General features: G+C 70.6%; 27 protein-coding genes. 8 read left to right on the plus strand and 19 right to left on the minus strand.

Translation table 11 applies throughout. From position 1 onward, the window contains the following. Positions 1–119: 119 nt before the first annotated feature. The gene (locus AC1DXK_RS05295) at positions 120–599 is read left to right on the plus strand and encodes a hypothetical protein (RefSeq protein WP_457104974.1); all 480 of its coding nucleotides are present in this window, start codon (positions 120–122) and stop codon (positions 597–599) included. On the opposite strand, the gene AC1DXK_RS05300 is transcribed toward AC1DXK_RS05295, so the two are convergent. The 3 genes from AC1DXK_RS05300 to AC1DXK_RS05310 are packed head-to-tail and all read right to left on the minus strand — an operon-like array spanning position 481 to position 1,931. Beyond that, entirely contained in the window at positions 481–813 is a 333-nt protein-coding gene (locus tag AC1DXK_RS05300) for a Tad domain-containing protein (RefSeq protein ID WP_457104906.1), read from the minus strand. The two genes, AC1DXK_RS05295 and AC1DXK_RS05300, sit on opposite strands and share 119 nt — an antisense overlap. A 20-nt stretch (positions 814–833) precedes the next feature. After that, entirely contained in the window at positions 834–1,328 is a 495-nt protein-coding gene (locus tag AC1DXK_RS05305; RefSeq protein WP_457104907.1) for a Tad domain-containing protein, read from the minus strand. Continuing rightward, positions 1,329–1,931, minus strand: a complete 603-nt coding sequence (locus tag AC1DXK_RS05310; RefSeq protein ID WP_457104975.1) for a TadG family pilus assembly protein — start codon at positions 1,929–1,931, stop codon at positions 1,329–1,331. Here AC1DXK_RS05310 and AC1DXK_RS05315 point away from each other — a divergent pair. Next, the gene (locus AC1DXK_RS05315) at positions 1,886–2,140 is read left to right on the plus strand and encodes a hypothetical protein (RefSeq protein WP_477297089.1); all 255 of its coding nucleotides are present in this window, start codon (positions 1,886–1,888) and stop codon (positions 2,138–2,140) included. The genes AC1DXK_RS05310 and AC1DXK_RS05315 overlap by 46 nt on opposite strands. Here the strand turns inward: AC1DXK_RS05315 and AC1DXK_RS05320 are convergent. Next, positions 2,115–2,576 carry a TadE/TadG family type IV pilus assembly protein gene (locus tag AC1DXK_RS05320; protein WP_457104908.1) on the minus strand — a complete coding sequence of 154 codons (462 nt, stop codon included), beginning with the start codon at positions 2,574–2,576 and terminating at the stop codon, positions 2,115–2,117. The genes AC1DXK_RS05315 and AC1DXK_RS05320 overlap by 26 nt on opposite strands. A 108-nt stretch (positions 2,577–2,684) precedes the next feature. After that, positions 2,685–3,788 (minus strand): molybdenum ABC transporter ATP-binding protein, encoded by a 1,104-nt coding sequence (gene modC, locus AC1DXK_RS05325; protein WP_457104909.1) that lies wholly within the window; start codon positions 3,786–3,788, stop codon positions 2,685–2,687. Positions 3,789–3,853: 65 nt separating this feature from the next. On the opposite strand from modC, the gene AC1DXK_RS05330 reads away from it, so the two are divergent. Continuing rightward, positions 3,854–4,507, plus strand: coding sequence for a glutathione S-transferase (locus AC1DXK_RS05330; RefSeq protein ID WP_457104976.1), 654 nt, complete (start codon positions 3,854–3,856; stop codon positions 4,505–4,507). A gap of 30 nt (positions 4,508–4,537) precedes the next feature. Here AC1DXK_RS05330 and modB read toward each other — a convergent pair whose 3' ends face one another. From modB to AC1DXK_RS05350, 4 genes are all read right to left on the minus strand, one after another. Further along, the gene (gene modB, locus AC1DXK_RS05335) at positions 4,538–5,230 is read right to left on the minus strand and encodes a molybdate ABC transporter permease subunit (protein WP_477297092.1); all 693 of its coding nucleotides are present in this window, start codon (positions 5,228–5,230) and stop codon (positions 4,538–4,540) included. Positions 5,231–5,245: 15 nt separating this feature from the next. Beyond that, entirely contained in the window at positions 5,246–6,061 is an 816-nt protein-coding gene (modA, locus tag AC1DXK_RS05340; protein WP_477297094.1) for a molybdate ABC transporter substrate-binding protein, read from the minus strand. Positions 6,062–6,179: 118 nt separating this feature from the next. Further along, a complete protein-coding gene (locus AC1DXK_RS05345) occupies positions 6,180–6,320 on the minus strand; it encodes a hypothetical protein (protein ID WP_457104912.1) in 141 nt (46 codons plus the stop codon). A gap of 214 nt (positions 6,321–6,534) precedes the next feature. Continuing rightward, a complete protein-coding gene (locus AC1DXK_RS05350) occupies positions 6,535–6,678 on the minus strand; it encodes a hypothetical protein (RefSeq protein WP_457104913.1) in 144 nt (47 codons plus the stop codon). Positions 6,679–6,953: 275 nt separating this feature from the next. Between AC1DXK_RS05350 and AC1DXK_RS05355 the strand changes: the two genes are divergently transcribed. Both AC1DXK_RS05355 and rmf read left to right on the plus strand, forming a co-directional pair. Continuing rightward, a complete protein-coding gene (locus AC1DXK_RS05355) occupies positions 6,954–7,874 on the plus strand; it encodes a 50S ribosomal protein L11 methyltransferase (RefSeq protein WP_457104914.1) in 921 nt (306 codons plus the stop codon). 40 nt (positions 7,875–7,914) lie between these two features. Beyond that, positions 7,915–8,088 (plus strand): ribosome modulation factor, encoded by a 174-nt coding sequence (rmf, locus tag AC1DXK_RS05360; RefSeq protein WP_477297096.1) that lies wholly within the window; start codon positions 7,915–7,917, stop codon positions 8,086–8,088. Here the strand turns inward: rmf and AC1DXK_RS05365 are convergent, their stop codons facing one another. Further along, positions 8,089–8,415 (minus strand): hypothetical protein, encoded by a 327-nt coding sequence (locus AC1DXK_RS05365; RefSeq protein WP_457104916.1) that lies wholly within the window; start codon positions 8,413–8,415, stop codon positions 8,089–8,091. It lies immediately after the preceding gene. A gap of 64 nt (positions 8,416–8,479) precedes the next feature. Between AC1DXK_RS05365 and AC1DXK_RS05370 the strand changes: the two genes are divergently transcribed. Together AC1DXK_RS05370 and AC1DXK_RS05375 are read left to right on the plus strand one after the other, a co-directional pair. Then, positions 8,480–10,318 carry an aminopeptidase P family protein gene (locus AC1DXK_RS05370; protein WP_457104917.1) on the plus strand — a complete coding sequence of 613 codons (1,839 nt, stop codon included), beginning with the start codon at positions 8,480–8,482 and terminating at the stop codon, positions 10,316–10,318. A 119-nt stretch (positions 10,319–10,437) separates the two neighbouring features. Next, positions 10,438–12,615, plus strand: coding sequence for a protein-disulfide reductase DsbD family protein (locus AC1DXK_RS05375; RefSeq protein WP_457104918.1), 2,178 nt, complete (start codon positions 10,438–10,440; stop codon positions 12,613–12,615). Between the two features lie 182 nt (positions 12,616–12,797). Here AC1DXK_RS05375 and phoB read toward each other — a convergent pair whose 3' ends face one another. The 6 genes from phoB to pstS all read right to left on the minus strand — a co-directional run bounded on the left by phoB (position 12,798) and on the right by pstS (position 18,317). Then, entirely contained in the window at positions 12,798–13,493 is a 696-nt protein-coding gene (phoB, locus tag AC1DXK_RS05380; RefSeq protein WP_457104977.1) for a phosphate regulon transcriptional regulator PhoB, read from the minus strand. 147 nt (positions 13,494–13,640) lie between these two features. Next, positions 13,641–14,360 (minus strand): phosphate signaling complex protein PhoU, encoded by a 720-nt coding sequence (gene phoU, locus AC1DXK_RS05385; RefSeq protein ID WP_477297099.1) that lies wholly within the window; start codon positions 14,358–14,360, stop codon positions 13,641–13,643. A 112-nt stretch (positions 14,361–14,472) separates the two neighbouring features. Next, complete coding sequence (gene pstB, locus AC1DXK_RS05390; protein ID WP_457104920.1) at positions 14,473–15,288, minus strand: phosphate ABC transporter ATP-binding protein PstB; 816 nt, start codon at positions 15,286–15,288, stop codon at positions 14,473–14,475. Between the two features lie 22 nt (positions 15,289–15,310). Beyond that, positions 15,311–16,201, minus strand: a complete 891-nt coding sequence (pstA, locus tag AC1DXK_RS05395; RefSeq protein ID WP_457104921.1) for a phosphate ABC transporter permease PstA — start codon at positions 16,199–16,201, stop codon at positions 15,311–15,313. A gap of 12 nt (positions 16,202–16,213) precedes the next feature. After that, positions 16,214–17,191 (minus strand): phosphate ABC transporter permease subunit PstC, encoded by a 978-nt coding sequence (gene pstC / locus AC1DXK_RS05400; RefSeq protein ID WP_457104922.1) that lies wholly within the window; start codon positions 17,189–17,191, stop codon positions 16,214–16,216. Between the two features lie 85 nt (positions 17,192–17,276). Then, positions 17,277–18,317 (minus strand): phosphate ABC transporter substrate-binding protein PstS, encoded by a 1,041-nt coding sequence (gene pstS / locus AC1DXK_RS05405; protein WP_457104923.1) that lies wholly within the window; start codon positions 18,315–18,317, stop codon positions 17,277–17,279. 233 nt (positions 18,318–18,550) lie between these two features. Between pstS and AC1DXK_RS05410 the strand changes: the two genes are divergently transcribed. Continuing rightward, positions 18,551–18,796: a hypothetical protein gene (locus AC1DXK_RS05410; RefSeq protein WP_457104924.1), complete on the plus strand. Its 246-nt coding sequence runs from the start codon at positions 18,551–18,553 to the stop codon at positions 18,794–18,796. 14 nt (positions 18,797–18,810) lie between these two features. Here AC1DXK_RS05410 and AC1DXK_RS05415 read toward each other — a convergent pair whose 3' ends face one another. The 3 genes from AC1DXK_RS05415 to AC1DXK_RS05425 all read right to left on the minus strand — a co-directional run bounded on the left by AC1DXK_RS05415 (position 18,811) and on the right by AC1DXK_RS05425 (position 21,855). Beyond that, positions 18,811–19,011 (minus strand): hypothetical protein, encoded by a 201-nt coding sequence (locus AC1DXK_RS05415; protein WP_457104925.1) that lies wholly within the window; start codon positions 19,009–19,011, stop codon positions 18,811–18,813. A gap of 116 nt (positions 19,012–19,127) precedes the next feature. Further along, positions 19,128–20,801 (minus strand): DNA repair protein RecN, encoded by a 1,674-nt coding sequence (gene recN / locus AC1DXK_RS05420; RefSeq protein WP_457104926.1) that lies wholly within the window; start codon positions 20,799–20,801, stop codon positions 19,128–19,130. Positions 20,802–20,973: 172 nt separating this feature from the next. Beyond that, entirely contained in the window at positions 20,974–21,855 is an 882-nt protein-coding gene (locus tag AC1DXK_RS05425; protein ID WP_457104927.1) for an outer membrane protein assembly factor BamD, read from the minus strand. Positions 21,856–21,927: the final 72 nt, after the last annotated feature.

Genomic DNA, 21,927 nt, shown 5'->3' on the forward strand with positions numbered 1-21,927 from the left:
GCGCCGCCGACGTGCTGGCGGGAGATGCCGGGCTCGCCGGACGCACGCTTCCGCTATCGGTGGCCAAGGCCTGTGTCCATCCGGAGGACCGGCCGGCGGTGGTGCGGGCGTTCAAGGCCATGCGCGAGCGCGGCGGCCTGTTCGTGGCCGAGTACCGGACGCTCTCGCCCGCCGGACAGATCCGACGGATCCTCGACCGCGGTCGCATCCCGGCGGGCGCGTCGAGCCGGCACTTGGGGCATGGAATCATCATCGACGTGACCGAATCCCAGCCGGTCACCGCTCCGGTGGGGGATCGGGAGGACGCGCTCGCGCAGGCGGTGGACCGCGCCCTCGAATGCCGCGACGTCCTGGAGGGTGTGGCCGATTCGGAGCTCCAGCTCCTCATCGACATGCTGCTGCCGCACCTGGGCCGGCGGATCGCCAGGGCCTCGGTGACCGGCGCGGGCCGGCGCAGCCATCGAGCCGCGCCGGGCCGCCTCACTGCACCAGCACCGCCTGGCTGCACAGGGTCCCGTCCACGTCGAGATCCGCGTAGCCGAGGCGCAGGCCGAGGCTGCGCAGCGCGGTGTCGAGCACGAGGTCGAGGGCCGGCGTGACGGCGCTCAGCGTCGTCGTCAGGTCCGACTGGAGCAGCGGGCTCACGCCGATGCCGTTGATATTCGGCGACAGGTTGCGGAGCAGGCTGCCGGTGAGCGACTGGGTGAGGTTGGTCGACGCGATCGTGCGGACGGTGTGATTGGCGATGTCCGCGTCCGAAAACACCAGGGTCTGCGCCGTGCTGCCGATCGTCGCGAGCGCGCGCCCGGACACGCTGATGAGCGGCAGGGCGATCAGCGTCGCCGGCTGCGACAGGTCTGGGCCGGTGCTGCCCCCGTGATGGCGGAGCGCGGCACGCCGGCGATCGCGAGGGTTGCCAGCCCGGTCTGCGCGTCGAGGGTGACCTGACGGCCGCCAGAACCGGCGCAATTGAGGGCCTGCAGCGTCGCCTGCGCCGGTGCGACCTCCGCGTAAACCGGCAGGTTAACGGTGCCGAGCCCCAGGGGCGCCGCGACCGTGGCCTCGATCAGCAGGCGGGTCTGTGCCGTCGACATGGTTGCGTTCGGGCTGCCTGGCCGCACCCAGCCCGAACTGCGCTTGCGCTCGCCAATCGCCAGGGTCAGCCGAGTCGTGAGGAGGCCCGGCAGCGTCGCCCCGAGATCGACCGCCACTTGGTTCTGGCCGTTTGCCAGGGAGCCGGTGGCGCCCAGGAGGTTCATCACGTTGAGGGAGGGGCCGGTGAAGCCCCGCGGTAGTGCCAGCGCCGCGGCGTCGCCCAGCCCGTCCACCTAGCCGATCGTAATCAGATTGCCAGCATTCGGCAGGGCGTTGAGGATCCCCGACAGGGCGGCCACGGCGCCGCTGCTGTTCTGAGACGCGACCCTCAGGGCCATCAGCATCTGCCCGACGCTGGCATGCGCCTGAACGATGTCGGTGTAGCTCGCGACCTGCATGTTGAGGCTGGCCCCGAGGGCGTCGAGCACGCGCAGCCCGTCGACGCGGGCGCCCAGCAGGGCGTCGTAGTCGCTCACGCTGAGCGACAGCCTGGCGCCGAGGAGAGCGCCGAGAACGGCGTTGGCGATGCAGCCCTGGAGTTGCAGGGTTCCGGATCCGATCGTGAAAGCGGCGAACTGGGCGCTGGCGGCCGTGCCGGTCACGCGAAACGGCACCCTGCCCGGCAGGCCGATGGCCCGGCCGAAGGTCACCGGGACCGACATGGAGAGACCGACCCGCACCGCGTTCGCCGGACTTCCGCCGGCGCTGAACCGGCCACCCGGCGCGGTCTCGGGGGCGCTGGCGTCGTAGCTGCCGGCGTCGACCGTGGACCGTCGCGGTGCCGTAGCCGTTGTCGCTGAGCGACCGGCGCGCCACCGTGTCGGCCTGGGTCGGATCGACGGCGGCCAGCATGGCGGCGATGTCGGCCGCGCCCTGCGCCTTGCGCCGCGCCTGGAAGACCATGCCGAGGTCGATCCCGACCGCGCCCATCAGCATGGCGCTGCCAAGCGCCACCAGGATCGCGACGTTGCCGCCGCGCGCGGCCCCGAAGTGGCGCGCGCGCCGGCCGCCCGACCCGATCACAGGCCGCCCTTCCGAACGCTGACGGTGCTACGGATCAGGCTGGGCAGCATCGGCAGCAGCCGCGCGAAGACGTTGATCCCGAGGGTCGTGGCGTCGAGGGTGACGGTGACCGTGTACACCGTCGCATCGTTGGGATCCGGGCCGACCTGCACGGTGATGCTGCCCGGCGAGAACATCGCGCCGGCACTCAGGCTTCGGTTCACCACGCTGCGGGCGAGGCTCGCACGCTCGGTATCGGTGACGCCCGCCACGGAGGCCCGCGCCGCCTCCGCGGCGATCTGGCGCAGGTTGTTGGCGGCGCCGAGGCAGATCCCGAACGCCGCGATCCTGGCGGACAGAAGCAGCAGCATGGGTGCCACGAGGGCGAACTCGACCGCGGAGCTGCCGCGCCGACACATCCAACCGCTCGGCGCGTCGCGCCGGCGCAAGCGCCGCACGTCCATCGCATCGCCCTTCACCGCGTCTCGGGCAGCCCGACCGCTGCACGACCCATCGTGGGCGCGATATTATAACCGAAGGTTGTTTTGATCTAATATTATGCAACCAATGAGGGTATCGCTTGCGCCTCAGATGGCCGTCGGCGGCCGCAGCAGGCCGATCCCCGCCGGATCGAAGGCGGCGCTCTTGATGATTGCATGGACGTCCCGCCCCGGTTCCAGGCCGAGTTCGCGGACGGAGGCGGCGGTGAGGCGCGCCACGAGGCGCGCACCGTTGCAATCGATCTCCACCGCGGTCTCGGCCCCCGCGACCGCGAGCCCGCAGATCCGGCCGGCCAGCACGTTGCGGGCGCTGAGCCCCCGCGGGCGCTCGGTGGCAACCAGCACGTCGCGGGCGGCGATCCGTACCCTTAGCCGCGTCCCCGGAGGCCGGGAGAGGCCCGGGACCAGCAGGCGCCCGGCGCTCCCGGCCAAGCGGGTCAGCCCGGTCGCGGCATCGGTATCCTCGACGATCATGTCCAGCAGGGCACCTGCCTCGGCGTCGTGGACCGGTACGAGATCGGCCCGCCGCAGGATCGTCTCCGCGGGACCGGCCGCGGCGACCCGCCCCGTCTCCAGGACGACCACCGTGGTGGCGAGACGCGCCACCTCGGACACCGCATGGCTGACGTAGACGATCGGCACGCCGGCCTCGTCGCGCAGGCGCTCGATGTAGGGGAGGATCTCCGCCTTGCGGGCCTCGTCCAGCGCCGCCAGGGGCTCGTCCATCAAGAGGAGGCGCGGCTTGGCGAGGAGCGCCCGCCCGATCGCCACCCGCTGGCGCTCGCCCCCCGACAGCCCCGCGGGCCGCCGGTCGAGAAGGTGGTCGATGCCCAGCATGTCCGTCACGGCCGCGAAGGCCGCCGGGTCGGCGCGGTGCCGGCCGAAGAGCCGGCCGTAGCCGAGGTTGGTGCGGACGCTCAGATGCGGGAACAGTCGGGCATCCTGGAACACCACGCCGACCTGCCTCCGGTGCGGAGGCAGGATGAGCCCGGCAGCGGTATCCACCAACGTCGTCCCTCCGGCGACGATGCGTCCCACGTCCGGCCGGGCGAGGCCGGCGATCAGATCGATCAGCGTGGTCTTCCCGGAGCCCGAGCGTCCGAACAGGGCGGTCAGCCCTGGTCCGGCTTCGAAGGCGGCATCGAGGGCGAAAGCCCCGCGGCGAAGCTGCACGTCGACCTGGATGCTCACGCGGGGGGACTCGGGTAACAGGTCTCGCGGCGCGTCCCGGTGCCGCTCCGGACAGGCCCGCGAGGATCACGGTCCACCATCTCGAGAACTGCCGCTCGCAGCGCGTGCTCTGGCTGCTGGAGGAACTCGGGCTGCCCTACACGGTGAAGCGCTACGCCCGGGATCCCCGCACGTTGCGGGCGCCAGCCGAACTCGTGGCCGTGCACCCGCTCGGCAAGTCGCCGGTGATCACCGACGGTGCGCGGGTGGTCGCCGAGACCGGCGCGATCGTCGCCTATCTCACGGGTCTCGCCGGCGGCAGGCTGGTGCCTGAACCGGAAACCGAGGCGCGGGCGCGCTACGTTTATGGGCTGCATTACGCGGAGGGGTCGGCGATGCCGCCGCTGCTCCTGAAGCTGACCGTCGGTCGCCTGGCATCGGGCAGCCCGTGGCTCCTGCGCCCCCTGATCCGCCGGATCGCCGATTCGGTGCTCCAGGGCTTCGTCGATCCGGACCTGCGCCGGCACGGGGCCTTCTGGGAGGCGGAACTCGCCGGCCGGCCGTTCTTCTGCGGTGCGGATTTCACGGCCGCCGACATCATGATGAGCTTCCCGTTCGAGGCCTTCGCGGCACGCGGCACGGGTGCGGGGCCGCAGGTGACAGACTGGCTCGCGCGCATCCATGCCCGACCGGCCTATCGGCGGGCTCTGCGGCAGGGTGGCCCCTACGCGTATGCCTGAACGGTCCGCCCCGCTCGGAACCGCTCTCATTCAGCCCGCTCCCAGCCGCCGCCCGGCGCGGGCGGCCAGGAATTCCGAGATCAGCAGGGCCGTCACCGACAGCGCGATCGAGATTAGGGTGAGGCRCAGCGCCGGCCCCTCCCCGCCGGGAACCTGGGTCAGGGTGTAGATGGCCGACGGCAGGGTCTGGGTCTCGCCCGGGATGTTCGACACGAAGGTGATCGTCGCGCCGAACTCGCCCATGGCCTTGGCGAAGGCCAGAACCGCCCCTGCGATGCAGCCGGGCAGGCTGAGCGGCAGCGTGATCGTGAGGAACACCGCGACGGGAGGAGCGCCCAGCGTCCCCGCCGCCTGCTCCAGGCGCCGGTCCACCGCCTCGATCGACAGCCGCATCGCCCGCACCATCAGCGGGAATCCCATGACCGCACAGGCGAGGGCTGCGCCGGTCCACCGGAACGAGAACACGAGGCCGATCTCCGCGAGGGCGGCGCCGAAGGTCCCCCGCCGACCGAACGCCAGCAACAGCAGGTAGCCGGTCACCACCGGCGGCAGGATCAGCGGCAGGTGGACCAGCCCGTCGAGGAGAGCGCGGCCGGGGAACTGCCGACGCGCCAGCAGCCACGCGACGGCCAAGCCGGGCACGAGGCTCGCGAGCGTCGCCACCGTGGCCACCCGAAGGCTCAGGGCGACGGCGGTCCACTCCTCCGGGGTGAGGCCGAGCAAGGGAGTGGCGCGCCGCTACTGGCTGGCGCCGGGCTGTCCGATCACCGTGAAGCCCTGGCGCTCGAACAGGCCGCGGGACTCCGGCCCGCGCAGGAAGGTCAGCAGGGTGGCAGCGTCGGGATTGAGCGAATCCTTGGTCACCGCCGCCGGGTAGACGATCGGCGGATGGCTGTCCGCCGGGAAGGTCGCCAGCACATGGACGCTCGGATCGGCGGCCGCGTCGGTGGCGTAGACGATGCCAAGGGGCGCCTCGCCCCGAGCCACGAGCAAGAGGGCGGCGCGCACATTCTCCGCCTGAGCGATCTGCCCCTTCACCGCGTCCCAGGCGCCCAATGTCTCCAGGGCGGCCTTGCCGTACCGGCCCGCGGGGACGGCGTCGATCGTGGCCATCGCCAGCCTGCCGCCGCCGAGCATCCGCGTCAGGGTGGTGCCGAGATCCGGCGCGAGGGCGACCTGCGGATCCCCGGCGCCGTTCTTCGGCCCGGTCGCGATCAGCACCAGGGCATTGCGCAGGACATCGATCCGCGATCCTGGCTTCAGGAGCCCCGCGCGGTCGACGTAGTCCATCCAGGCGCGGTCGGCCGAGATGAACAGGTCGGCCGGTGCTCCGCTTTCGATCTGCTTGGCGAGGGCGTTCGAGCCCGCGTAGGAGATCCGTGTGGTCTTGCCGGTCGCCTTCGTCCAGGCCGCGGCGGCCTCGTCCAGGGCGGTCTTGAGGCTGGCGGCCGCGAACACCGCCACGGGCTCCTCGGCCCGCGCCGCCCGATCCGCGGGCGCGACCATCAGGGTCGCCAGGGCGAACGAAGCCAGGATCCGTCGGGTCCGGCGCATGGAAGGGTGTCCCCCGGTCGCGGCCCGCTATATACGGCGGGGTACGACGGGGATCATAGGGCCGGTTCCGCGGCCGGCCAAGGGCAGACGGCGGTGATCGACCGGACCTCAGCTCGCGTCATCCCCGCGTGGACTCGCGACGGTCCTCGGGCGTGGCCTCGGCCCGGTGCAGGCGGCTCAGCAGGACGAGCAGATGGCCCGGCAGGGGTCCGTCCGGCGCCGGACCGCCGAAGATGCGTTCGCGCGGACGGGAACGCACGGACGTGTCGTTGACGACCACGGGCCCCCGGGGGCCGGAACGCCTGGACTTGGTCACGCTGTACGCACCCTGCTCAATCGTGATTCACGTAAAAAGCTGGCAAAAACGTCGCTCGAAGCGGCAGGTTCCGCGGCAGCGCTGGATCATGTGGTTAACGCGCGAACAGTGTGCCGCATTCCTGGGCAGTGCCCGCTGCGATTCGCGCGACCTCATCTCACCACGTGCGGATGTCGCGGCGATCGGCCGACCGGCCTTCCGGGACGCCGCTCATGCCATCCGCCACCAGCACCGCCCAGACCGCGGCCGCAGCTGTCGTCACGATCGCGAAGGCGACGCTGATCAGGAGGGGCGAAAGCATGGCGGCCCGGTCGTCTGGAAAAACTGGCGCGCCGGTTCGCGATGAACGGCGCGCCTAGTTAAGGGTCTGGCCTTGGGGAAGCCGAGACTGTTTAAGCACGGGTGATGGCTCTGGACACTGATTTCGATCGACGCAATCGCAAGTATTGCCGGTTGTGTCCGACCGGCAACAAGGGGGCGCGCCGGGTCTCGGCCGCGCGGGTCCGCCCGCGGCGACCGGATTTTTTCGCCCCGCCCCCTGGGATGTGGCGCGCCCCGGCGTTACAGCCCGGTATCATGCTCGAAGGCCTGCCGCCCCACCGCCCGTCCCACGTCCTGCGCCTGCTGACCGACGAACGGTCGGCCCGGGCGATGACGGATCTGCTGGGCGAGATGTTCGATCCCATGGAGACCGCGGTCGCGGCCTTCGAGGACGAGGATGGCCGCACGTGGCGCCTCGAAGCGTATTTCGCCGACGCGCCCGACGAGGATTACGTCCGCGCGCTGATCCGGCCGGTGATCGGCGACGCGGCCGACGCCGCGGAGTTCCGCACGATCGCGGAGCAGGATTGGGTGCGCGCTTCGCTGGAGGGGCTGAAGCCGGTCCGCGCCGGGCGCTTCCTCGTGCACGGCTCCCACGACCGCGATGCCGTGCGGGCCAACGATCTGCCCATCGAGATCGAGGCGGCCCTGGCCTTCGGCACCGGCCATCACGGAACGACCCTGGGCTGCCTGCGGGCGCTGGTTGCCGAGTTGAAGCGCCGGCGCCCGGCTTATGTGCTCGATGTCGGCACCGGCACCGGGATCCTGGCCTTCGCGGCCGCCAAGGCTTTGCGGCAGCCGGTCGTGGCCGGCGACCTCGACGCCGAGGCCGTCCGCACGGCCCGGGAGAATGCCCGGGCCAACGGACTCGGCCCCTATCTCAAGCTCTACGAGGGGTCCGGGGTGCGCCATCGCCTCGCCCACCGGCCGCGCCATTTCGATCTGGTCTTCGCCAACATCCTCGCGCGGCCCCTGAGGCTGCTCGCGCCGACGCTGGCGCGGGTGGTCGCCACGGAGGGCGTGCTGGTTCTGTCTGGCCTGATCGCCCGGGACGTCCCGGGCGTCCTCGCGGCCTACCGCCTCCAGGACTTCGCCCTCGTGCGGCGCGGCGAGATCGAGGGCTGGGTCGCCCTCGTCCTGATGCGCGGCGGCGCGGCGCGTCGTCCGCGACGCTGAACCGCTCCGAACCGGCCGTGCGCCTGCGCGTTATCCGCGCATGAGCCGCACGTCGCTCCATAACCCACCCTCGGACCCCATCGCCGAGGGCGCCCGCGCCCGGGCGCAGGGCCGGCCGAAGGACGCCTGTCCCTATCCGGCGGGTTCGGCCGCCCGCAGGGCCTGGCTAGAAGGCTATGACGGCGCGCCGGACACTCCGGCGACGGGCGGCTGATCAGCGCGCGGTCCGCAATCGCCCGGGCCGATGCGGCCCGGGCGGTTCCCCGGTCGTCTCCGTCGGCAGTTCACCCCCTTCGGCCTGCGCCACCGGCGCGCCGAGGGCGGCCATCAAAATCCGCAGACCGTCGATCCACTCCTCGAGTTCCGCGAGCGAATCGAAACCGTCCCGGCGGACCACGGTCGCAGGTTCGATCGTCACGACGGCGTCGAAGCGGCCGTCGGGTCTGTCGCTGATCCGGTAGTAAACGCGGCGTGGCATGTCTGAGGAATAGGCCAAAACCCACGGCGTGATAAGATTGTTGACGATCTTTAACCACCGCAACGATGCGGTCCCTCGCGAAGGCGGGGTGTTGCGACGCGGGAGCGGCGGGCGCTAGGCTCGCGGCATGACCGAGACCAGCCCGCCACGGCCCCACGCCCGCTTCCAGAGCTTCGACGATCCGAGCCATCGGAAGGGGCCTGAGCGAATCGAGGCCCTGCGGACGGCGTTGCGCGAGAACGGGCTCGACGGCTTCGTCGTGCCGCGGGCCGACGAGCACCAGTCCGAATACGTTCCGGCCGATGCCGAGCGCCTGGCCTGGCTTACCGGCTTCACCGGTTCGGCCGGCACGGCCGTGATCCTGATGGAGACCGCGGCGCTGGTCGTCGACGGCCGCTATACCCTCCAGGCACCCGAGCAGGTCGATACCGGCGTGGTCGCGGTCGTGCCCCTGTCGGACTCGACGGCGGAGTCCTGGATCGGCGCCAACCTCAAGCGGGATCAGGTGCTCGGCTTCGATCCCTGGCTGCACACGCCGGACGGCTTGGCTCGGCTGGAGCGTGCGGCGACCCGTGCGGGCGGCGCGGTCCGGGCGGTGCCGAACCTCGTCGACGCGGTCTGGGCCGGCCGGCCGAGGCCGCCCGCCGGACCGGTGGTAATTCATCCGGATGCGCTCTCCGGCGAGACCGCCGCAGACAAGCTCGTCCGGATCCGCGCGTCCCTCGCCGAGGGAGGCTGCGACGCCTTGGTGATCTCGGACCCGCACAATCTCGCCTGGGCGTTCAACCTGCGCGGCTCCGATGTCGGCCACACCCCCCTGGCCCTCGGCTACGCGATCCTCCCCCGCGAAGGCAGGGCTCGGCTGTTCCTCGGCTCGCCGAACGTCGACCCGGCCCTGCGTGCGGCGCTCGCCCCCCTCGCCGAGATCCTGTCCCGGGCGGATCTGGACGATGGGCTGGGATCCCTGGCTGGCGTGCGGGTCCGCCTCGATGCGGCGACCGGCGCCGTGGCCCTGAAAGAGAAGATCGAGGCCGCCGGCGGAACCGCCGACATCGGCAAGGATCCGATCACCGGGATGAAGGCGGTCAAGAATGCCGCCGAGATCGCTGGTGCCCGCGCCGCCCATATCCGCGACGGGGCGAGCGTCGTGCGCTTCCTGGCGTGGCTCGACGGCGCGGCCGCCGCCGGCGGCCTCACCGAAATCGTCGCCGTCGAGGCGCTGGAGGATTTCCGCGCCGCGGGGGGCGACCTGCGGGAGGTCTCGTTCCCGACGATCTCGGGATCCGGGCCGAACGGCGCGATCGTCCATTACCGGGTGAGTCGCGCCACCGACCGCACGGTCCGGGCCGGCGAGCTGTTCCTGATCGATTCCGGGGCGCAATATCCGGACGGCACCACCGACATCACCCGCACGGTCGCGGTGGGCGCTCCGAGCGCGGAGATGCGCGACCGCTACACCCGGGTCCTGCAGGGCCACGTCGCCATCGCCCGGGCCGTGTTTCCGGTGGGCACGACCGGTGCCCAGATCGACGCCTTCGCCCGGGCACCGCTCTGGCGGGCGGGCCTCGACTTCGATCACGGCACCGGACACGGCGTCGGCGCCTTCCTGTCGGTGCACGAGGGGCCGCAGCGGATCGCCAAGACCGGCACGGTGGCGCTGGAACCCGGCATGATCCTGTCCAACGAGCCCGGCTACTACGCCCGCGGCGCCTACGGTATCCGGATCGAGAACCTCGTGCTGGTCGAGCCCCGCACCATCGCCGGCGGCGAGCGTCCGATGCTCGGCTTCGAGACGCTGACGCTCGCCCCGTACGACCGGCGGCTGATCTGGACGGACCTGCTCGACCCCGAGGAGCGCGCCTGGATCGACGCCTACCACGCCCGGGTGCGCGACACCCTGGCACACGGGTTGGACGCAGATACGCGCGACTGGCTGGAGCGCGCTACGGCGCCGCTGGAAGGGTGACGCACCGGCGCAGGACCCCGGTCGCAGGTCGTGGTAAGACCCGGCATCGTGAAAATGCCCGCCCTGGGCCGGACACGCCCCGCGTGAAACCGCGACCGCCCTGCGCGCGAAGGGACAGCATGATCCGCCGCCTCGCCATCCTGATCCTGGCCTGCACCGCGGGCCTCTCGGCCGCTGCCGCCCAAGGTCTCCCGCAGGGATTCCGCACGCCCCCCGACCTCGTCCGGTCGAGCCTCGTGGCCGAGCCCGCCGCGGTCGCCGGCGCGCAGCCTTTCACGCTGGCGGTGCGGATGCAGATCAAGCCCGGCTGGCACGTCTACTGGCGGAACCCGGGTGATTCCGGCCTGCCGCCGGAGGTCACCTGGACGCTGCCAGCGGGCTTCAACCCCGGGGCGATCCGGTGGCCCGCCCCGGAGCGCATCCCGATCGCGACGCTGATGAACTACGGCTACGAGGGCGAGGTGACGCTCCTCGTTCCGGTCACGCCGCCGCCGAGCCTCGACCCGGCGGATCCGGTGCAGATCCGGGCGAAGCTCACCTACCTCGTCTGCGAGACCGAATGTGTCCCCGGTTCGGCCGATCTGGCCCTCACCCTGCCGGTGGGCAAGGCCGACCCGGACCCGGCCAATGCGGCGCTGTTCGACCGTGCCCGGGCCGCCCTGCCCAAGCCGGCACTCTGGCCGCTCCGCGTGTCGAGCCAGGGTGACACCCTCCGGCTCGATTTCGCCGCGACCGGCCTCAGGCCGGATTCCATCCGGAACGCCGCGTACTTTCCCTATGCCGAGACGGCGATCGACAACGCCGCCGCGCAGGTGATGTCCGTCGACGAATCCGGCCTGCACCTCACCCTCGCCCGCAGCACTCCGGCCGATCCGGCGCCCGGCACGCTCCCCGGCGTCCTGACCCTCGACGAGCTGGGTGATTCCGGAACGCGACGCCTGGCCTTCGCGTATGGCGACGAGCCGGTGCTCCAGGCCGCCGCGGCCCCGGCGGCCTCGGCGGCGACCACACCGGCGGCGGCCACAACGGCGATCGGTCCCGATCTCGACGCCCTGACGATTGCGACGGCTGCCGCCTTCGCCTTCCTCGGCGGCCTGATCCTCAACCTGATGCCCTGCGTGTTCCCGGTGCTGTCGATCAAGGTGCTGAGCCTCGTCCGGCATGCCGGCGAGAGCCGGTCGCGGCTGCGCCTGCACGGCTTCGCCTACACGGCGGGCGTGGTGGGCAGTTTCCTGGCCCTCGCCGCCTTGCTGATCGCCCTGAAGGGCGGCGGCGCGGCCATCGGCTGGGGTTTCCAGCTGCAATCGCCCGCCGTGGTCGCGGGCCTCGCCTACCTGCTGTTCGCGATGGGCCTGAGCCTGTCGGGCGTCGTCCATGTCGGCGGCGGCCTCGCCGGGATCGGTGACGGCCTCGCCCGAAGGGCCGGCCTGAGCGGCTCGTTCTTCGCCGGCGTCCTCGCGACCCTCGTGGCGACGCCCTGCACGGCACCGTTCATGGGTTCCGCGGTGGGCTTCGCGCTGACCCAGAGCGCAGGGGTGGCGCTCGCCGTGTTCGCGAGCCTCGGCCTCGGCCTCGCCCTGCCGTTCCTGGTGCTGACGCTCTGGCCGCCGGCCCTGCGGGCGCTGCCGCGGCCGGGGGCCTGGATGGAGACCCTCAAGGAGATCCTGGCCTTCCCGGTCTACGCAACGGTGGCGTGGCTGATCTGGGTGCTGGCACAGCAGGTCGATCCCCAGGGTCTGCTGGCGGCACTGATCGGCCTCGTGCTGATCGGCTTCGCGGCCTGGGCCTGGGAGCACGGACGTGCCGGCGCGCCCACGGCCGGCCGGATCGCGCAGTCCGCCGCGGCCCTCGCGCTGCTCGCCGGGGCCGCCCTCGCGGTGACCCTGCCGCGGGACCGCATCGCGCCGTCGGCGCAGGCCGCCGACGGGGTCGAGCCGTTCACCCAGGCACGCCTCGCCGCCCTGATCGATGCGCACCGCCCGGTCTTCGTGGACATGACCGCCGCCTGGTGCATCACCTGCGCGGTGAACGAGGCGACCTCGCTCAACACCAAGGCCGTACGCTCCGCGATGGCCGAGCGCGGTGTGACCTACATGAAGGGCGACTGGACCAATCAGAACCCCGAGATCACCCGCCTCCTGGAGAAGCACGGGCGCAGCGGCGTGCCGCTCTACCTGCTCTACAGCGGCACCGGGGAGCCCCAGGTGCTGCCGCAGATCCTGACCGAGGGCACGGTCCTCGCGGCGCTGGAGGCGGTGCCGGCCGCGTCGGGCCGGAGCGCGGCGCTGGCCCGCTGAGGCTTTGAGGGGCCTAGCCCGCTCGAAGATCCGCGCGCCCGTCCCGCCGTCTTTGCGAGCGGAGCGAAGCAACCCAGCAGCGCCACGCTCACAGGCGTCCCGATGCCCTGGGTCACTTCGCTGCGCTCGTGATGACGGAACGGCCGGAGCGATGTCCTATCCGGACAGCCCGTGGGGCCGCCTCAGGCTTCGAGGGAGAAGGTCTCGTCGAAGGCGTAGCCGGAGCCGCGCACCGTCCGGATCGGGTCCGCTTGGCGCGGCCCGTTCAGGGCCTTGCGCAGGCGCCCGACATGCACGTCTACGGTCCGCTCGTCGATGTAGACGTCGTGACCCCAGACCCCGTCGAGCAGCTGCTCCCGGGAGAAGACCCGGCCCGGCGCCAGCATCAGGAATTCCAGCAGCCGGAACTCGGTCGGACCGAGATGCAACTCCTCGCCGCCGCGGCGGACGCGGTGGCCGGTGCGGTCGAGCTCCAGGTCGCCCGCCGCCAGACGGTCCGAAACGTGGGCGGGCTTGGCCCGGCGCAGAAGCGCACGGATCCGGGCGAGCAGTTCCGGTACCGAGAACGGCTTGACGATATAGTCGTCGGCCCCCGTGCCGAGCCCCCGGATCCGGTCACCCTCCTCGCCGCGGGCGGTGAGCATGATCACCGGCAGGCGCTCGGTCTCCCGGCGCGCCCGGATCCGGCGGCACAGCTCGATCCCTGAGAGGCCCGGCAGCATCCAGTCGAGCAGGACGAGGTCCGGGATCCGCTCCGCCAGCAGCAATTCGGCGTCGTCGCCGCGGGCAGCCGTGTCAACCAGGAAGCCTTCCGCCTCGAGATTGTAGCGCAGCAGCGTGGTCAGCGCCTCCTCGTCCTCGACGATCAGGACTTGCATGCTCACGTTTGATGACCCGTTCTACCAGCGGCCCCGCGGATGGTGCAGGAGGCACCGCTCCGCCTCAATCCGTACGCACGGCCTCTCTGGCGGCACCCCACAGGAGACGGCGCCCCCAGCCGCGGCGTACGGCCCGATTCCGGGTGCTCACGGAGCCTGGACACCGTCCACCGTCACGTAGTTCGAGGCATCGTTCTTCGGCCTGTCGCCCGCCAGGGTCTCGCCCGTGGCGAGGTAATGGATCGTCTCGGCGATGTTGGTGGTGTGATCGCCGATGCGCTCGACGTTCTTGGCGCAGAACAGGAGATGCGTGCAGRACGWGATGTTGCGCGGATCTTCCATCATGTAGGTCAGGAGTTCGCGGAACAGGGAATTGTACAGGGCGTCGATCTCGCCGTCGCGCTCCCAGACGTCGTGCGCTGCCTCGATGTCCCGGCTCGCATAGGCGTCGAGGACGTCCTTGAGCTGACCCTCGGCGAGGTCGCTCATGTGGCGCACGCCCAGAACGATCTTCTGTGCCGGCGCCTGATCGGAGATCGCCACCACCCGCTTGGCGACGTTCTTGGCGAGGTCGCCGATCCGCTCGAGATCGCCGGAGACGCGGATCGCCGAGATGGTCTCGCGCAGGTCGATCGCCAGGGGCTGGCGCCGGGCGATGAGCAGCACCGCGCGTTCCTCGATGTCCCGCTGGAGGGCGTCGAGGCGCTTGTCGGCCAGGATCACCGCCTGCGCGAGGGTGTCGTCCCGGCGCACGAGGGCGTCGGTCGCCTCCGCGGTCATCTTCTCGGCCACGCCGCCCATCTCCGAGATCGAGCGACGCAGGTTCTCCAAGTCGGTATCGTAGGAGGTGACGATATGGCCGGGCATGGTGGATCCTTCGATGGTGTCCCGGGGGCGGCGCTCCGGGGGGCGGACGGCGATCCGCCGGCAGACCCCGGAGGTGGAGCGGCGGTGCCCGGGGCCGGAGGGTTCGGGCAGGCTAGCCGAAGCGGCCGGTGATGTAGTCCTGCGTGCGCCGCTCCGTCGGGTTCATGAACATCCGGTTGGTCGGGCCGAACTCGACCAGCTGGCCCAGATACATGAAGGCGGTGAACTGCGAGATGCGCGCCGCCTGCTGCATGTTGTGGGTGACGATCACGATGGTGAACTCGTCGCGCAGCTGCTCGATCAACTCCTCGATGCGGCCGGTGGAGATCGGGTCGAGGGCCGAGGTCGGCTCGTCGAACAGGATCACCTCCGGGCGCTGCGCCACCGTGCGGGCGATGCACAGGCGCTGCTGCTGTCCGCCCGACAGGCCGGTGCCCTGCTGCTTCAGCTTGTCCTTCACCTCGTCCCACAGGGCGGCCTTGCGCAGGGATTCCTCGATCCGGCCGTCCAGCTCGGATTTCGGCAGCTTCTCGTAGAGGCGCAAGCCGAAGGCGACGTTGTCGTAGATCGACATCGGGAACGGCGTCGGCTTCTGGAACACCATGCCGATGCGCGAGCGCAACTCGTTCAAATCGACGGAGGGGCTGAGGATGTTCTCGCCGTCCAGCAGAATCTCGCCCTCGGCCCGCTGCTCCGGGTAGAGGCTGTAGATCCGGTTGAAGCAGCGCAGAAGGGTGGACTTGCCGCAGCCGGACGGCCCGATCAGCGCCGTGACCTGCCGGTCGTGGAAGTTGATGTTGACGTCCTTCAGTCCGTGGAAGCTCCCGTAGTAGAAGTTCAGGCCCTTGACGGCGATCCGTACAGGCCCGCCCTCTTCGGCGCGATTGCGGTTCAGATCGACCGTGGGGATCGCGGAGGCGGCGTTCATCGTCGTGTCCTCGAAGGGGGTCTCAGCGCGTGGGCTGCGGCTTGATCACGAGGCGCGCGATGATCGACAGCGCCAGGATCGTCGCGGTGATGAGGAGCGCGCCCGCCCAGGCGAGGCCCTGCCAGTTCGGGTAGGGCGAGAGGGCGAACTGGTAGATCATCACCGGCAGGTTCGCGACGCCGCCCATCAGGTTGGCGGAGAACCAGGAATTGTTGTTGAGGGCGGTGAACAGGAGCGGCGCGGTCTCGCCGGCGATGCGCGCCAGCGCCAGGATGATCCCGGTGACGATGCCGGCGGACGCCGCCCGCCAGGTCACGCTGACGATCACCGTCGAGGGTGGTGCGCCGAGGGCCGCGCCCGCCTCCCGCAGGGTGCCGGGGACAAGGCGCAGCATGTCCTCGGTGGTGCGCACGATCACCGGGACGGCGATGATGGCGAGGGCCACGCCGCCGGCCCAGCCCGAATAGGTCCCCATCGGCCGCACCATCAGCGTGTAGACGAACAGGCCGATCAGGATCGACGGCGCCGAGAGCAGGATGTCGTTGAGGAAGCGGATCAGCGCCGCGAGCTTCGAGCCGCGTCCGTACTCGGCCAGGAAGGTCCCCGCCATGACGCCCACCGGGGTGGCGATCAGGATGCCGATCCCGGTCAGCACGAGGCTCCCGAGGATGGCGTTGGCGATGCCGCCACCCTCGGAGCCGGGACCCGGGGTGGGGCTGGTGAACAGGGTCGGCGTGAAGCCGCGCACGCCCTGGACGATCAGCATCACCAGGATCGAGCCCAGGACCAGGGCGCCCACCAGGGTCGCGGCGGTGCAGGCGATGCGCAGCGTCCGGTCGGCGAGGCGGCGCCCCCGGCGGACCCGGCCGGGACGGCGCTGGGCGGTCGCGGCGATCGTGTTGGTGGCGTCCATCGCGCGAATTCCTCAGGCGGCCTTGACGCGGCGGGTCAGCAGCCGTGCGATGATGAGCACGACGAAGGTGATCACGAACAGGATGCAGCCCAGGGCCATCAGCGCGTTGAGCTGAAGGCCGTCCGCCTCGTTGAACTCGTTGGCGATGCGCGACGCGATGGTCGAACTCGGATCGAAGATCGACGCGGAGAGCCGGTTGGCGTTGCCGATCACGAAGGTCACCGCCATCGTCTCGCCGAGCGCCCGGCCGAGGCCGAGCATGATCGCTCCGATGATCGAGACGGCCGCCTGCGGAACCAGAACGTGGCGCACCACCTCCCAGGTGGTGCAGCCGATCCCGTAGGCGCTCTCGCGCAGGACGGTGGGGATCTGGTCGAGCATGTCCCGGGCGATCGAGGCGATGAACGGCACGATCATGATCGCCAGGATGATCCCGGCGGTCAGGACCCCGACGCCGGACGGCACCCGGGCGTAAAACAGCGTGCCGACGACCGGCATGCCCTCCACGAGGTTCGAGGTCGGGATCTGGACGAAGCGCGCGAAGAGCGGCGCGAACACGAACAGCCCCCACATGCCGTAGATGATGCTCGGCACGGCGGCGAGCAGCTCGATCGTCATGCCGACGGGCTTGCGCGCCCAGCCCGGGCAGAGCTGGGTCAGGAAGACCGCGATCCCGAGGGACACCGGTACGCCGATCAGCAGAGCCAGGAAGGCGGAGGCGACGGTGCCGATCACCGCCACGAGGGCGCCGTACTGCTCGGTCCCGACGTTCCAGGCGCTGGAGGTGAGGAAGGCGAAGCCGAATTCGCGGAAGGCGGGCCAGCCGCCGTACAGGATCGATCCGAGGATGCCGGCGAGCACGATCAGGACGAGCAGGGCCGCTCCGTAGGAGAACGTCCGGAACAGGGTGTCGAGGCTCCGGCTCGGCGCCTTCCGCGCGGTGGCAGCACGAGGTCGGCCCAGGGCGATCGAGTCTGTCAAAGCGGGCATCCGCGGTTCTCTGCGAAGGGTGGCGTGGTAGCGCGGTGCGATCTCAGAAGCGAGGGAGGAGGTTCTCACCTCCTCCCGGCCACGCTTACTTGGTGTAGACGGGCTTGCCGTCCTTGCCCTTCACGTCGTTCCACTCCTGGTGGATCAGCTCGACGACGTTGTCCGGCAGCGGGACGTAGTCGAGGTCGGAGGCGAGCTTGTCGCCGTTCTTGTAGGCCCAATCGAAGAACTTGAGCGTATCGGCGGCCTTGGCCGGATCGGCGGCATCCTTGTGGATCAGGATGAAGGTCGCCGCCGTGATCGGCCACGCCTCGTCGCCCGGCTGGTTGGTGAGCGAGATGCCGAAGCCCGGGGCTGCCTTCCAGTCGGCGCTCGCGGCGGCGGCCTGGAACGCCTTGTCGTCCGGCTGTGGATACTTGCCGGCCTTGTTCTGGAGCAGGGCGTAGGACAGCCTGTTCTGCTTGGCGTAGGCCGACTCGACGTAGCCGATGGCGTTCGGCACCTGCTTCACGGTGGCGGTCACGCCCTCGTTGCCCTTGCCGCCCTGGCCGACCGGCCAGGAGATCGTCGTGGCCGCGCCGTACTCCTTCTTCCAGGGCTCGGAGACCTGGGACAGGTAGGTGGTGAAGATGTTGGTCGTGCCCGACGCATCCGAGCGGTAGACCGGCGTGATGTTCGAATCGGGTAGCTTGAGCCCCTCGTTGAGCTTGGCGATCCGGGGATCGGTCCACTTGGCGATCTTGCCGGCGTAGATGTCGGCGAGGACGTCACCCGTGAGCTTGAGCTTGCCCGGCTCGATCCCGGGGATGTTCACTACCGGCACGACACCGCCCATGACCGTCGGAAACTGGACGAGGCCGTCCTTGGCCAGCTGCTCGCCCTTCAGCGGTGCGTCGGTGGCGCCGAAATCGACCGTCTTGGCCTGGATCTGCTTGATCCCGCCGCCGGAGCCGATCGACTGATAGTTAAGGCCCGAGCCCGTCTCCTTCCGGTAGGCCTCGGCCCACTTGGAGTAGACCGGGAACGGGAAGGTGGCGCCGGCACCCGTGATGTCGGCGGCGAGCGCCGCGGACGCCAGCTGAGCCGTCGCGAGGCCGACGGCGAGCGCGTAAGCGAAGGGTCTCAATGGAATCTCCGTTGCCGTCGGGCGGGATCCTGCGCCGCTCCGCCGGCAAGCCCGTGCCCGCGGCAGAGCTATGCGGCCGATCTTCCGAAGAGACCCAGCGCCGGCCGCCCGATGGCCGGCCGGTTACGACAGGGAGATGACACCGGCATGACATCGCGCCGCATCTCCGGCGGCACGGTTCCGGGGTCTCGTGCGTTCCTCACTGGTAGCACCAGAGGAAGGACGTCCGGATCGTGAGCGGCGAGGAGGTCGATACGGCGACGGACGCCGATCCGGCTTGGCTGGCTCTGCATGCCGAGCGGGAAGCCGTGGAACGCGCCCTGACCCTGGCGCAGGCCCGCCAGAAGTTCAGTTCGGATCCGGAGGTGGCCGCGACGGCGCAGATCGAGGAGGCCAAGCTTCTCGCAGCTCTCGACCGGGTGCTGACCTTGATTCGCGCCGCCGAATACCGCCGCCGGCCGGGTGCGCGCCGCTGGTAGGAAGGATGGTCGGGTCAGTTCGCCCGGCGCAACTCCCGCTCCTTCTGGCGCAGGCGCAGGAGGAGTTCCACGTGGGTGTCGGTGATCGGCTGCGTGTCGACGCTGCCCTCGTAGACCATGCGGAGTGTGAGGCCGAGCTGGCGGGTGTCGACAGCGCGCTTCAGAGGCTGTCCCGCAGGCAGGTGGCCTTCGGAATCGACGACTGACGGCTTCATGTCTCCCTCCCGCCCATCGGCCGCCTCGACCAGCCGCGGCTTCGGGATGGCGCCACTCTCACGATGAGTGGTTAACAAAGTGTTACTATCAACCAACGGTTAGGGTTGCTGCCAGGTTACGCGGCTGCTCCCTGGAGGAGGCGCGCGGCAGCCGCGCGGGCCTCGTCGGTGACCGTGGCGCCCGCCAGCATCCGGGCGATCTCCTCGCGCCGTTCGGCGACCGGCAGGCTCGCCACCCGGGTGGCGACCCGACCGGCCCCCTTCACGGGCGCCTTGGCGATCAGGAAATGGGTCTCGGCCCGCGCCGCCACCTGCGGCGCGTGGGTGACGGCGACGACCTGTACGGTCGCGGCCAGCCGGGCGAGCCGCAGCCCGATGGCGTCCGCCACGGCGCCCCCGACCCCGGTATCGATCTCGTCGAAGATGAGGGTCGGGGCCGAGCCCTTGTCGGCGAGCACGACCTTCAGGGCCAGCATGAAGCGCGAGAGCTCGCCGCCCGAGGCGACCTTCATCATCGGGCCCGGCTTGGTGCCGGGATTGGTCTGCGCCCAGAACTCGACACGGTCGGTGCCGGCCGGATCCCGCGAATCYGGGTCGCTGGCCATCTCGGTGATGAACCGGGCGCGCTCCAGCTTGAGTGGCGGCAACTCGGCCTTCACGGCGGCATCGAGCTGCTTGGCCGCCCGGCGGCGCCCGGCGCTGAGCTTCTCCGCCGCCTCGGCATAGGTCGCCTCCGCGGCGCCAAGCGTCTGCTCCAGGCCCGCCAGAGCCGCCTCGCCGGCATCGATCGACGCCACGTCGCCGGCATAGCGCTCCGCGAGGGCCGCGAGGTCGTCGGCGGCGACATCGTATTTCCGCGATGCAGCCCTCAGGGCAAAAAGCCGCTCCTCCACGCGCTCCAGGTCGCGCGGGTCGAACTCCGTCTCGGCCACCGCGGCGTCGAGCACCGCACGGGCCTCGTCCAGGGCGACCATCGCGGCGTCCAGGGCGGTCACGCAGGGATCCACGAGGGCAGGCAGCTGCGCGGCGCGGCGTTCCAGCTTGCGCAGGGCGGCGGAGAGATGGGGCACGCCCGAATGCGGGCCGCCGACAGCCTCGAGGGCCTCGTTGAGTTCGCGCGCAACCTTCTCGGATTGCTGCATGACGCTGCGGCGCTCGGCGAGCTGAGCCTCCTCGCCCGGCTGGGGCGCCAGTTCGGCCAGTTCCTCCACGGCGTGGCGCAGGAAGTCGGCCTCCTTGCGGGCCGCCTCCACACGGGCGCGCTGCTCGGCGAGTTCGGTGCGGGCCGTCCGAACCGCCCGCGCGGCCGCGCCGACCTTGGCGAGCTGGGAATGGAGACCGCCAAAGGCATCGAGGATCGCCCGGTGTGAGGCGGGGTCCGCCAGCGCTCGGTCGTCGTGCTGACCGTGGATCTCCACGAGGGCTGCGCCGATCGCCCGCAGGACCTGCACGCCCACCGGCTGGTCGTTGACGAAGGCGCGGGTCCGGCCATCCGCCAGCTGGGTGCGGCGCAGGATCAGGTCGCCCTCGGTGTCGATCTCGGCCTCGCCGGCAATCCGGCGCGCCGGATGATCGACGGGCAGGTCGAACACCGCCGTGACCACGCCCTGCGCCTCGCCATGGCGGACCAGGCGGCCGTCGCCCCGGCCGCCGAGAGCGAGGGCGAAGGCGTCGAGCAGGATCGATTTGCCCGCACCCGTCTCCCCGGTCAGGACGCTGAGCCCGGATCGGAAATTCAGTTCGAGCCTGTCGATCAGGACGATGTCGCGGATCGCGAGCTGCGCCAGCATGCGGCGACGGGGTTTCCTCAGGACGGGACCGCAGACATAAGGCCGCCGCGGCGCGGATTCACCCCAAAAATGCGTCGCACCGCGTCAGTCGGTGTGCCGCAACGGGAAAGGCCCGGAGCGGCGGCTCCGGGCCCTCGTGTTTCGTGGAACGGGCCTCTGCAGGCCCGGATCCTCACTCGGCCGAGGCGGTCTTGCCCGTGACCGTGCGGTAGATCTTCGACAGGAAGGAACTCTTCTCCTCCCGCGGCTCCAGGCCACCCTGGGCCAGGAGCGCATGCGCGTCCTTGTACCAGGAACTCTCTGGGAAGTTGTGCCCAAGCACCGCGGCGGCGTTCTGCGCCTCCTGGGTGATGCCCAGCGCCCAGTAGGCCTCGGTCAGGCGCTCCAGCGCCTCCTCGGCGTGACGGGTAGTCTGGTACTTGGCGACCACGTCGCGGAACCGGTTGATCGCGGCCGGGAAGTTCCGCTTCTCCAGATAGAAGCGCCCGATCTCCATCTCCTTGCCGGCGAGCTGGTCGCGGGTGATCTGGATCTTCGCCCTGGCGTCGGTCGCATACTCGGAGGTCGGATACTTCTGGACCAGCTCCTGCAGGGCGACCAGGGCCTTCTCGGAGCGATCCTGATCACGGGTCACGTCCGGGATCTGCTTGTAGTTCGACATCGCCAACAGGTACTGCGCGTAGGCGGCATCCTTGCTGGCCGGGTGCCGTTGCAGGTAGCGCTTCGACGCGTTGATGGCGTCGTCGTATTTCTGGCCCTCGTAGTTGGCGTAGGCCGTCATCAGCAGCGCCTTCCGGGACCAATCGGAATACTGGTACTGCTTGTCGAGGTTGTCGAACTTCTTGACCGCGCCCTCGTAGTCGCTGTCCTCGAGCTTGGCCAAGCCGTCGCTGTACAGCTTGTCGGCCGGAACGTCCGGGACGACCTCGGGCTTGTACTTCTCGGCGAACAGGTTGGTCGGGTCGAAGTCGCAGCTGCCGAGACCCAGGCCGAGGATGGCCACGAGGGGGGCCACGAAGGCCGCCGCCCGGCGTTGACGAATGGTGACAGGCATCTGGCGCTCTTTCCCGGATCCGGCGCCGTCTCGCGCCGTCATGCCATCGCGTGGGTGGATCCGGCCCGCCCG

It is taken from the genome of Methylobacterium sp. P3_A11 (genome assembly GCF_056403155.1).

Coding starts and splice junctions, on each gene's coding strand:
- AC1DXK_RS05295 (WP_457104974.1), top strand. CDS start 120: ATGCGCGAGCGCGGCGGCCTGTTCGTGGCCGAGTACCGGACGCTCTCG.
- modA (WP_477297094.1), bottom strand. CDS start 6,061: ATGCGCCGGACCCGACGGATCCTGGCTTCGTTCGCCCTGGCGACCCTG.
- AC1DXK_RS05350 (WP_457104913.1), bottom strand. CDS start 6,678: ATGCTTTCGCCCCTCCTGATCAGCGTCGCCTTCGCGATCGTGACGACA.
- AC1DXK_RS05355 (WP_457104914.1), top strand. CDS start 6,954: ATGCTCGAAGGCCTGCCGCCCCACCGCCCGTCCCACGTCCTGCGCCTG.
- rmf (WP_477297096.1), top strand. CDS start 7,915: ATGAGCCGCACGTCGCTCCATAACCCACCCTCGGACCCCATCGCCGAG.
- AC1DXK_RS05370 (WP_457104917.1), top strand. CDS start 8,480: ATGACCGAGACCAGCCCGCCACGGCCCCACGCCCGCTTCCAGAGCTTC.
- AC1DXK_RS05375 (WP_457104918.1), top strand. CDS start 10,438: ATGATCCGCCGCCTCGCCATCCTGATCCTGGCCTGCACCGCGGGCCTC.
- phoB (WP_457104977.1), bottom strand. CDS start 13,493: ATGCAAGTCCTGATCGTCGAGGACGAGGAGGCGCTGACCACGCTGCTG.
- pstB (WP_457104920.1), bottom strand. CDS start 15,288: ATGAACGCCGCCTCCGCGATCCCCACGGTCGATCTGAACCGCAATCGC.
- pstA (WP_457104921.1), bottom strand. CDS start 16,201: ATGGACGCCACCAACACGATCGCCGCGACCGCCCAGCGCCGTCCCGGC.
- pstC (WP_457104922.1), bottom strand. CDS start 17,191: ATGCCCGCTTTGACAGACTCGATCGCCCTGGGCCGACCTCGTGCTGCC.
- AC1DXK_RS05415 (WP_457104925.1), bottom strand. CDS start 19,011: ATGAAGCCGTCAGTCGTCGATTCCGAAGGCCACCTGCCTGCGGGACAG.
- AC1DXK_RS05425 (WP_457104927.1), bottom strand. CDS start 21,855: ATGCCTGTCACCATTCGTCAACGCCGGGCGGCGGCCTTCGTGGCCCCC.